Annotated in this window: 2 rRNA genes; both read left to right on the top strand. The window is 52.8% G+C overall.

Features of this window, described 5'->3' with window-relative positions:
- Positions 1-79 (top strand): 23S ribosomal RNA (locus HZI36_RS26730); the annotation flags it as partial.
- 111 nt (positions 80-190) lie between these two features.
- Positions 191-304, top strand: a 5S ribosomal RNA gene (gene rrf / locus HZI36_RS26725).
- Positions 305-316: the final 12 nt, after the last annotated feature.

The following is a 316-nucleotide window of genomic DNA, read 5'->3' as shown; positions in this document are numbered from 1 at the left end:
AGGACGTTGATAGGTCGGGTGTGTAAGCGCAGTAATGCGTTCAGCTAACCGATACTAATTGCCCGTAAGGCTTGACTCTATAACCAGTCTGTTTTGCAGGCTGCAGAATTCTCGTGTGATACACACAACCCAAGATTACTGCTTCTTCCCGGATTGGTCGCCTCGCGAAGCGAGACGACACCCCCTTTTGCCTGATGACCATAGCGAGTCGGTCCCACCCCTTCCCATCCCGAACAGGACCGTGAAACGACTCTACGCCGATGATAGTGCGGATTGCCCGTGTGAAAGTAGGTAATCGTCAGGCTCCCCTTACTGA

The organism is Burkholderia guangdongensis, assembly GCF_013403875.1.
Lineage (GTDB): Bacteria > Pseudomonadota > Gammaproteobacteria > Burkholderiales > Burkholderiaceae > Burkholderia > Burkholderia guangdongensis.
The sequence above is the reverse complement of the archived record's forward strand: the minus strand, read 5'-3'. Positions and strand labels throughout refer to the sequence as shown.